The sequence below is a fragment of the Sphingomonas sp. genome, from assembly GCF_013812825.1.
Taxonomy (GTDB): domain Bacteria; phylum Pseudomonadota; class Alphaproteobacteria; order Sphingomonadales; family Sphingomonadaceae; genus Sphingomicrobium.
In genome coordinates, this window is sequence record NZ_JACCSU010000005.1 from 43,066 (window position 1) to 53,297 (window position 10,232).

8 protein-coding genes are annotated in these 10,232 nt (G+C 63.3%); 5 read left to right on the forward strand and 3 right to left on the reverse strand.

Features of this window, described 5'->3' with window-relative positions:
• Window positions 1–137 precede the first annotated feature (137 nt).
• The 4 genes from H0T81_RS00560 (at window position 138) to H0T81_RS00575 (ending at window position 7,807) form a co-directional block, all read left to right on the forward strand.
• Window positions 138–1,862, forward strand: a complete 1,725-nt coding sequence (locus H0T81_RS00560) for a hypothetical protein (RefSeq protein WP_294008785.1) — start codon at window positions 138–140, stop codon at window positions 1,860–1,862.
• A gap of 30 nt (window positions 1,863–1,892) precedes the next feature.
• The gene (locus H0T81_RS00565) at window positions 1,893–4,991 is read left to right on the forward strand and encodes a hypothetical protein (protein WP_294008787.1); all 3,099 of its coding nucleotides are present in this window, start codon (window positions 1,893–1,895) and stop codon (window positions 4,989–4,991) included.
• A gap of 11 nt (window positions 4,992–5,002) precedes the next feature.
• A complete protein-coding gene (locus tag H0T81_RS00570; protein WP_294008789.1) occupies window positions 5,003–6,058 on the forward strand; it encodes a PrsW family glutamic-type intramembrane protease in 1,056 nt (351 codons plus the stop codon).
• Between the two features lie 159 nt (window positions 6,059–6,217).
• Window positions 6,218–7,807, forward strand: a complete 1,590-nt coding sequence (locus tag H0T81_RS00575) for a TIR domain-containing protein (protein ID WP_294008791.1) — start codon at window positions 6,218–6,220, stop codon at window positions 7,805–7,807.
• 16 nt (window positions 7,808–7,823) lie between these two features.
• Here the strand turns inward: H0T81_RS00575 and H0T81_RS00580 are convergent, their stop codons facing one another.
• Genes H0T81_RS00580 through H0T81_RS00590 form a run of 3 tightly spaced genes read right to left on the reverse strand, consistent with a single transcriptional unit; the run spans window position 7,824 to window position 8,726 of the window.
• A complete protein-coding gene (locus H0T81_RS00580; RefSeq protein ID WP_294008792.1) occupies window positions 7,824–8,087 on the reverse strand; it encodes a DUF5985 family protein in 264 nt (87 codons plus the stop codon).
• A 1-nt stretch (window position 8,088) separates the two neighbouring features.
• Window positions 8,089–8,361, reverse strand: coding sequence for a DUF5985 family protein (locus H0T81_RS00585; protein WP_294008793.1), 273 nt, complete (start codon window positions 8,359–8,361; stop codon window positions 8,089–8,091).
• Window positions 8,361–8,726: a hypothetical protein gene (locus H0T81_RS00590; protein WP_294008795.1), complete on the reverse strand. Its 366-nt coding sequence runs from the start codon at window positions 8,724–8,726 to the stop codon at window positions 8,361–8,363. Before H0T81_RS00590 ends, H0T81_RS00585 begins: the two co-directional genes overlap by 1 nt.
• A gap of 238 nt (window positions 8,727–8,964) precedes the next feature.
• On the opposite strand from H0T81_RS00590, the gene H0T81_RS00595 reads away from it, so the two are divergent.
• The coding region (locus H0T81_RS00595; protein WP_294008799.1) for a HAMP domain-containing protein at window positions 8,965–10,232 on the forward strand (1,268 nt) is incomplete at its 3' end.

A 10,232-nucleotide genomic window follows, 5' to 3' on the forward strand; every position in this document is an offset into this window, starting at 1 on the left:
CAGAACCAGGGTCAGAGCGGTCCACCAGAGACAACTCGGTTTCTCAAGTGATCCTTTCCGCTCTTGGACTCGCAGGTTCATTGACTCTGCGTTAATTGGGGTGTCCAGTTTCGACTCGGTCCAGAGGGGGGAAACTCATGGCAACCGTTGCCTCGCAGAACCACAAATATATGCTCGCCGCCGCGGGGGTCATCGCCATTGCCGCCGGGGCCTACGCGGTCGGCCGGGTCTATCCGCCGCTCGGGCCTTCCGCGGGCACGATCACGCCGGCCGAGCGCCACGTCGACAGTCAGCTTAGCGAGGGCGACGTCACCCTCGGCGATACTTCGGTCGCCCAGCTGATGCAGACCGATGCGTTCGAGGTGATGACCAAGGACCCGAACTTCCGCGCGCTTGCCAGGGATCCAGCGTTTGCGGCACTCGCGCAGAACCCAGCGGCGATGGCGGCGATGGCCGCCAACCCGGAAGCGTTCCAGGCGCTGGCGAGAAACCCGAGCGCCTTTGCTGCGATGGCCCGGGCGGCGCAGGCAAGTTCGGCCGCGGCACGCGACGCCAGTGCCCAGCAATCCGAAGCGCTTGCGGCCATGGCCATGCATTCCCGGGCATTCCAGACGCTTGCCGATCATCCGCAAGCCTTCCAGACGATGGCACGGCACCCGCAGGCTTTCGCGGCGCTTGCCGCGCATCCCGACGCGATGCAGGCGATTGCCGCCGACGCCGCGGCGTTCGCGAAATATGCGAACAATGCGCAGGAGTTCGCTGCCGACGCGCGCAACGCGGCGGCCGTCGCGTCCATGGCGCGTAACGCCGAGGCATTCCGAGCGCTCGCCGCCGACGCCAGGGCGATGGAGGCGCTGACCAGCGACGCTGCCGCGTTCCAGGCAATGGCTCGCAACGCGCAGTCGTTTCAGGCGCTCGCCCGCAACGCGCAGGCGTTCCAGGACTCGGCCAACGCCCAGGCGTTCCAGGTGATGGCGCGCTACGCCCCGGCTTTTCGAACGCTGGCGGCCAGCGCGCCGATGCTTGCTGCAGCGGCGCGCCAAGCGGAGGCGCTCAGCTCGCAGCTGCGCAGCGCCAACGCGATGAACGCGCACGCGGCGGTGTCGATGGCGTTCAACGCCGAGGCCTTCAACGCCTTGGCGCTTCAGCCGCAGGCGTTCCAGGCCCTCGCCCAGCACCCGCAAGCTTTCGCGGCGCTCGCAGCGCATCAGAAAGCGTTCCACGCGATGGCATCGCAGCCCCAGGCGTTCGCCAGCTATGCACGCAATGCGCAGGCATTCGCGGCGGACGCCCGCAACCCCTCGGCGGTCGCCGCAATGGCCCGCAACGCGGACGCCTTCAAGGCGCTCGCGGCCGACTCGGCCGCTATGCAGACCATGGCCCGCGATGCCGCGGCATTCCAAGCTCTGGCGCGCAGCGCCCAGGCGTTCCAGGCACTGGCTTCGAATGCGCAGCTTTTCAGGGCGGCGATGAACGAGCAGGCGCTGCAATCAATGGCGCGCAACGCCCAGGCGTTCCAGGCACTGGCCCGCAATAGCAATGCGCTCGCCAGCGCCGCCCGCGCAGCGCAGGCGATTAACGCTACGGCCATGGCCGCGTCAATGGCCGCGCAGGGACGGGTCAACCCCGAAGCGATGCAAGCGCTGGCGCAGCACCCGCAGGCGTTCGCCTCGATGGCGGCTCACCCACAGGCGTTCGCGGCGTTGGCCAGCCAACCCCAGGCGCTCGCCGCCTTTGCCCGCAACGCGCAGGCTTTTCAGGCGCTGGGGCGCCAGCCGGCATTTCAGGCGCTAGCGCTCAACCCGTCCTTCGCGGCGGCGATGCAAAGCCGGGGCTTCGCGGAAGCGATCAACGCGCGTTAGCCACGAGCGGCGTCGGGCACCGGGGGGGACATGATTGGCGTTAGTGGGCGGCCATGCCTGGCGATCACGGGCCTGGCTGCCGCACTGCTCGTCAGCGCGTCTGCAGCCGTGGCGCAGGAGCAAACGGATCCGCCGCCTGTGCAGCCCGACACCACGACCGTTGTAGAGCCGATCGGTCAGCCGGATTCGCCGCCCGAGGAACCGACGCCACCCAGCCCGGCGCCGGAAGGGCCGGAGCATGTGCCGCCCCACGCCGGCGGCATAGATCTGTCGACGCTCGAGACCAGCAATCTTTCGCTGCTCTACTTCGATCCCGCCCAGACCTACCTGACCCCGTACATCGCGCGCGCCTTCGAAAACGCGATCGAGTTCCACAAGCGGAAGTTCGAATGGACCCCCTGGGACCGGGCGACCGTGCTGCTCAAGGATTTCGGGGATTACGGAAACGCGGCCGCGCGCTCATCGCCGAACAACGCGGTGCTGTTCGACGTCGCTCCGCTTAGCCAGTCGATGGAGACCTTCACTCCTGGAGAGCGATTCTTCACGCTGACCAACCATGAGCTCGCGCACGTCGCGACGATGGACGTGTGGAACCGTCGCGATGCGCGTTGGCGCAAGTTCCTGCGCGGCAAGCCAATGCCGATTCAGGAGCATCCGGTCTCGATAGCGTACAATTTCCTGGCCACTCCGCGGAACAGCGTTCCGCGCTGGTACCTGGAGGGCAGCGCGGTTTTTTTCGAGACGTGGATGGCGGGCGGCCTTGGTCGGGCGCAGGGCGCCTATGACGAAATGGTGTTCCGCGCGAAGGTGCGCGACGGCGACAAATTCTACTCGCCGCTCGGACTCGAGTCCGAGGGCACCGCCGTCGACTTCCAGGTCGGAGTCAACGACTATCTCTACGGCACCCGCTTCTTCTCTTATCTCGCGCTGACCTATGGCCCCGAGCGGACGCTCGAATGGCTCAAGCGCGGCGAAGGCAGCGCGGCTTTTTATTCGAACCAGTTCCGCCGGGTGTTTGGCCGTCGGCTCGACGATGTCTGGGATGACTGGATCGGCTTTGAGAAGGTTTACCAGAAGCGCAATCTCGCCAAGCTCAGCCAATACCCGCTGACCGAGGCTGTCGCGCTGTCGCCGCGCGCGCTGGGCTCGATTTCACGCGGTTTTGTCGACCCGAAAACCAACAGCCTCGTCGCTGCCTTCCGCTATCCCGGGACGATCGGCTTCGTCGGAACGCTATCACTCGCCGACGGCAAGCTGCGCAAGCTTCGGGAAATCAAGGGCATGATGCTCTACAAGGTCACCAGCCTGACCTTCGACCCCGCGGCGCGCAAAGCCTATTACACCGAGGACAATTACGCGTTCCGCGACCTCGTCGAGGTCGACGTCGACACCGGTCGGAAGCGGATGCTGATCCGCGACGCGCGAATCGGCGACCTGGTCCTGCACCCCAGGGACAAGTCAATTTGGGGCATTCGCCACCAGAACGGGTTTGCGACGATCGTCCGGATCCCGCCGCCCTATGCGGGTTTCAATCAGATCCATACTTTTGACTACGGCCAGACTCCATTCGACCTCGATATCTCCCCCGACGGGTCGCTCGCCACCGCCTCGTTCGGCGAAATCAGCGGCAAGCAGACGGTGCGCGTGTGGAAGATGGACACGCTTGCGGCGGGCGGTGGCGCCGAGGAGGTCGCCCGGCTCGAGCTGGCGCCGTCGACCCCCGAAAGCTTCGTCTTCTCGTCCGACGGCAAGAGCCTATACGGAACCGCCTATTATACCGGTGTGTCCAACGTCTTCCGCTTCGACATCGCGAGCCAGAAATTTGATGTCGTCAGCAATGCCTCGACCGGTTTTTTCCGGCCGATGCCGCAGCCTGATGGTTCGCTGATCGTCTATGAATATACCGGCGAGGGGCTGACACCGGCGCGGATGCAACCGCAAGTCCGCGAAGATCTCGGCACGATCGACTTTCTTGGCGCCAAGGTGATCGCAGCGCATCCGCAGCTCAAGCAATGGGGTGTCGGTTCGCCCGCGCGAGTCCCACTCGACCAGCTTGTCACCGAGCGCGGCAAGTACCGACCGGGTAAGCGGATGAGGTGGGCGGCCGCCTACCCAGTCGTCGAAGGCTACCAGGGCTCGCTCGCGCCAGGCTATTATTTTCACTTCGAGGACCCGATGCAGTTCCACCAGCTGAATGCGACGATCAGCGTCTCGCCCTTCGGACGGATGCGAACGCGTGACCGGCTGCACGCCGAGCTCGAGTATAAGACGCTCGACTGGCGCCTGCGCTATTTGCACAACGATGCCGACTTCTATGACCTCCTGGGACCGGTTGAGCGAAGCCGCCGGGGCGACGTCCTTGTCGCCGAATACAAGAAGACACGCATCTATGATCCGCCGCGGCAGCTCGATTTCTTTGGGTCAGCGGCCGCCTATTTCGGGCTCGAGCAATTGCCCAGCGCACAGAACATCGCCAGCCCCAAGAACATCCTCTCGCTCGAGGCCGGCGCCCGTTACACCAACACCCGCAAGTCGTTGGGGGGAGTCGATCACGAGAAGGGCATCGCTTGGCGCGCCATGGGCAATCTCGACTTCGCCAAGGGAGAAACCTTCCCGAAAATCAGCGGCGGAATCGACTATGGAGTCCCGCTTCCGATCCCGAACAGTTCCATCTGGGTCTATGCCCACGCCGGCAACGCCTGGGGGCAGCGCTTTCACCCGCTGGCCAGCTTTTACTTCGGAGCGTTCCGCAACAACTACATCGATAACCGGCCCGAGAAGCGCTACCGGGAGGTCGAGAGCTTCCCCGGCTTCGATCTCAACCAGATCAGCGCTCGCCGCTTCGCCAAGCTGACGGGGGAAGTGAACTTGCCGCCGCTTCGCTTCGCGGAGATCGGCACTCCCAGCTTCTATCTCAGCTATGCCCGCCCGGCGGTGTTCGCCGGGGCGATGGCGACCCGGGCGCCGGATGGGCGGTCGCATCGCTATTTCAATCTCGGGGGGCAGCTCGATCTCAACTTCACGGTCGCCCTGCGTTTGCCGATGGTGCTGTCGCTCGGCGCCGCTGGCGGGTTTGAGGATGGCGATTACCAGAAGACCGAACTGCTCGCCTCGCTGAAAATCATGTAAGCAATCGTCGGATGGTTGTCGGCGAAATCATCGACTGGTCCGTCGCGATCACTCCAGTGCTGCTGATGGTCGCGCTGTTCATCTGGCTCGACGTGTTCAAGCTGATGACGTTCACGGAGACGATGGTTCTGCTGATGCTCGGCGGGCTGGCGGCGCTCGTCGCCTATCCAATCAGCGGCCGGATGCTCGATACTCTACCGATCGGCTTTTCGACCTACAGCCGGTTCGTCGCCCCGTGGATCGAAGAGGCGCTGAAGGGGCTGGTGATCGTCGCCCTTTTTGCAGTCAACCGCATCGGTTTCAAACTGGACGCAGTGATCTCGGGCTTTGCCGTCGGCGCCGGTTTCTCGGTCGTCGAGAATATCGTTTATCTGACGCGATTCCCCGAACTGGGCATGAACGTCTGGCTGGTGCGCGGCCTCGGGACCGCGGTGATGCATGGCACGACTCTCGCGATCCTGGCCGCGATCGCCCACGAGCTTGCCGAGCGCGAAACTCGCGGCGCGGCCGGCGATTACGGCTTCAATCCGCTGTGGTTTTTGCCAGGCTTCCTAGCGGCCGTGGCCATCCACACGCTTTTCAATCAGTTCCCGGATCGGCCGCTACTGGCGATGATGGGCACGATCCTGCTGGCTCCTTTCGCCCTGCTCGCGATCCTGCATTTGGGTGCACGCGAAGCGCAGCATTGGCTCGAGAGCGAGCGGGAGGTTCATCGCGCGATGCTTGAAACCCTCCGGGCCGGCGGCTTCCCCCAGGATGCCGCGGGCCGACGCATTGCCGCGCTCGCTGCTCGCCTTGGACCTGACGCATCCCGGCAAATGCGTGATTACTGGGAACTCCAGGCATGGCTAGTGCTCAAAGCCGAGGAAATTCTCGGCGGACAGCCGCAGGACGCCGAGCCGTGCACCGCTGCGGATATCGCTTCGCAGTTCGAGCGGCTCGCCGCACTCAAGCGAAAACTTGGTCCCACCATGCTTGCCACGCTGCTCCCGCTATTGCCGTTCAGCCGGAACGATTATTGGGAAATCGCGCAGCTCAAGGAGCGCCTTGAAGCAGGCAGGATTTAAATGTCTGCTCTTCAGCGAATGAAAAGGCGCCTGCTGTGACCCCCCGCTTCGCGCGCTGAGAGGAACAGGGGCTCGATAGTCAGCTACCCGCCGGCACTTGGGCGGTCTCGTCATCACAGGTCAGTGGCGATACAAGCTGCGCAAGGGGCAGTGTAGCGAATGGCGGACGTTTTTCTCTCATACGCGCGAGCGACCGTGGCCGCGGCAAAACGGGTTGCCGCTGGGCTGCAGTCCGCAGGCTTTTCTGTCTGGTTCGACGAAGACCTCCCAACCCATCGCGCTTATTCAGATGTGATCGAGGAGCAGCTCGATACTGCCCTGGCAGTGCTTGTGCTCTGGTCGGACGCGGCAGTGCGCTCGCAGTGGGTTCGATCCGAAGCGAACCGCGCACGCGAAAGCGGACGGCTGGTCCAGGCCCGGCTCGACGACACGCGCCTGCCGATGCCATTCGATCAGATCCAATGCGCGGATCTTCGCAAATGGTCGGACGATCAGCAGGCCTTGGGTTGGCAGCGCACTCTCCACAGCATCGGCGCACTTGCGAACCGGGAGGCGCAATGCACCGACCCGGCCTCAGCACAAACCGCCCCGCGGCTCATCAATCGCCGAGGCGTGTTAATGGCCGCCGGAGCGGGCACTGTCGTGCTCGGAGGGGTCGCCGCATGGCAGATTCACAGCAGGCCGCAGGAATCAGGTGAAGCTAAACTGCTACTACAAAAAGGGCTCGATGCACTCCAGAGCAACGACGCCCTTGATACCGCCGATCGCGGCTCGAGCCTCCAAGCGATCGCGCTCCTTACCGATGCGACGAAAGCCAACCCCCACTCCGCGATGGCTTGGGGCGGCCTGGCAATGGCCTATGCTGCTCGCAAGAAGTCCGTGCCGCTGAGCGAGCGGGCCGGCCTGGATTCCCGAGCCCGATCGGCCGCCAAGACCGCACTCAATCTCGACGCTCACGAGCCGCGCGCTCTTGGTGCGCTGCTAATGCTGCATCCGGCGCATCGGAACTGGTTGGCCGCCGAGCACGCGGCGCGCAAGACACTGCAAGAACACCCTCCAGCGCCTATTTTACTTTTCATATTGTCAGACGTGCTTGGACATGTGGGGCGGTGGCGCGATGCCACCGAAGTGTCGAAGAAGTTCGATCGCAAGAAGTTTCTGATCCCGGGTGCAGACCGGAAGGTCATCATCAACCTTTGGTGTTCCGGCGACCTCCAGCGTGCAGACGACGCCCTTGAGATCGCCGTGCAGCACTGGCCGCAACATCCGCAGATTTGGCGCATACGGCTGGCCTACCTGATGTACAGTGGCCGTCCGTCGGAAGCTCTGCAGATCTTGCGGAATGAGTCTGAACGACCGCCGGAACTCACGGCCGACTTCGTAAAGACGGTCACCGCCACCGCCGAGAGCTTGGCAAGCCAGCGCGACCGCAGGTCGGCCATCGAAACCAACTTGGCTTTCTTGAAAACAGACCCCTCTAAGCCTCACCAAATAGCTCAAGCCTGCGCAGCTCTTGGTGGGAAGGACGAGGCCATCAAGATCCTTCGAGGATACTATTTCGCGGAAGGTGAATGGGCTGCGGTTGCTCCCCCGGGCGGCGATCAAGACCGCATCACAAGCCCGCTGTTTCAGCCGCCAATGGCTAGCTTATGGAATGATCGAACTTTCACTCAGTTGATCGAAGAAATTGGGCTGAATGCCTATTGGCGCCGTTCGGGAACGAAGCCGGATTATCAACGCAGAGCGTGAAGCAATACCTGACCAACTAGGATCGGGCGCTCCTGTTTTTCCGCCAAATTGCCAGCAGGATCACGACAAACGCCGCCAGGCGGAACAGGTAAAGCCCGCTTCGCTCTTCCGCCGGCACATCGGCAAAGGCGAGGAGCGCTTGCCCCAGTCCGAGAAGCCAGAAGGCCAGCGTGAAGGCGAGGAACAGCTCGTCCCCGGTCTTCTTCCAGAACCGCAGGAAGAACAATCCCGCGACCCAGAAGCCCATCACGATGGCGCCGGAGATGAAGGAAAGCAGCATCCTAATTATCCAGGTCCCATACGAAGCCAAACAGCAGCACCAGGATGGCGGCCAATGAAAAGCCTTGCCGAACCGTCGCGAGATTGACAGCGGGGAGCACGAGAAGGTCAAGAATCAGGGCGAGATTATTGGCTGCGAGCAACCCGAAACACAGTGCGCTCCACAGCAGCAGTCGAGCGGCGGTTCGCAAATAGTTCCGGGCCAACAGATATGCGCAGGCCGTGCTGGTGACAAAGCACAGGACGTAGACGGCGGCAGGGAACGCCGGCGACACTATTCGCTCCCTAGCCGGAAGGAATCGGCAAAGGCCGAGATGCCGGTCGAGGAAACGATCATTCGGCGCACGGCATCCGGTTTCTTGGCGTAGAGCGCTTCCGTCTGGTCGACCAACTGGCGCAAATCAGCCGAGGCGGGCGAATAGCGTGCACTGCCATCGTTCTCCAAAACAATGAGACCCTCCGCTTGTAGAGTGTCCAGGCCCTTCGTGACTACCAGATCGCTCGCCCGCAGAGCTTCCACCAATGACTCCCGCCGCCACGCCGTCGACGGATCGTTCTTGAGGAACAACAGAATCTCCAATGCCCACACGGAGCGGAAATTGTCGCCGATGAAGGCTGCAAGGTCCGCGTTGGCCGGCATCGTGGGTGCTTCTAGCCACTAGGTTCCCGGTGGCAACCTCGGGTCGCATATGGCGGTAGCCGGAGTGGCCCGCACGGCTAGCTGCCCATGGATCCGGAGATGCCATGCCGCCGCCAACGCCTTTTTAATTGTTTTTCAAGGCGCAACATTGCACTTTGGAGGCGGCCCGGGGGCGCGTAAGTAAAGGCGATGGCCCCGAAAGGGTCGTCGGCTGCAAGGAGTGCGTCCCTTGAACGAGATGTCCCCGCGCGATTCGCTCGACCGCCGAAAACTCCTTTCTGCGCTGAGAGGATTGCGTCGCGGCGACTTCAGCGTGCGCCTGCCCGACGAGCTGACGGGGATCGACGGCGAAATCGCCCGGGTCTTCAACGAGGTGGTCAGCCTCGAGGAACAGATCACCGACGAGTTCGAGCGTCTCTCCGTGGTTGTCGGCAAGGAAGGCAAGATCGGCCAGCGCGGCAAGGTCAGAGGCGCCACGGGCGGCTGGGAGGCCAAGATCCGCTCGGTCAACGAGCTGATCGATGACATGGCGCAACCGACGGCCGAGGTCGCGCGAGTGATCGGGGCCGTTGCCAAAGGCGATCTTTCGCAATCGATGACCGTCGAGATCGAGGGTCGGCCGCTCCGCGGCGAGTTCCTCCGCATCGGCAAGATCGTCAATACGATGGTCGAGCAGCTCGCCTCGTTCGCCTCCGAAGTGACGCGCGTGGCGCGCGAGGTCGGCACCGAGGGCAAGCTTGGCGGCCAGGCCAACGTGAAAGGCGTCGCCGGAACCTGGAAGGATCTCACCGACAACGTCAACCTGATGGCGGACAATCTGACGGGCCAGGTCCGCAACATCGCCGAGGTGACGACCGCCGTTGCCCGCGGCGATTTGTCGAAGAAGATCACGGTCGACGTGAAGGGCGAGATCCTCGAGCTCAAGGACACCATCAACGTGATGGTCGACCAGCTCAATTCCTTCGCTTCGGAGGTCACTCGCGTCGCCCGCGAAGTCGGCACCGAAGGCAAACTCGGCGGTCAGGCGCGGGTCGAGGGCGTCGGCGGCACGTGGAAGGATCTGACCGACAACGTCAATCTCATGGCCGACAACTTGACCGGCCAGGTGCGCAACATCGCCGAGGTGACGACGGCGGTCGCCAACGGCGACCTGTCGAAGAAGATCACCGTGGACGTGAAGGGCGAAATCCTCGAGCTCAAGAACACCATCAACACGATGGTGGATCAGCTCAGCTCGTTCGCGGCGGAAGTAACTCGCGTCGCCCGTGAAGTGGGCACCGAAGGCAGGCTTGGCGGTCAGGCCGACGTGAAAGACGTTGCCGGAACTTGGAAAGACCTTACCGATTCCGTGAACTTCATGGCGAGTAATCTCACCGGCCAGGTGCGCAACATTGCCGACGTAACCAAGGCCGTGGCCGCCGGCGATCTTTCCAAGAAGATCACGGTCGACGTGAAGGGCGAAATCCTCGAGCTCAAGAACACCGTGAACACGATGGTGGATCAGCT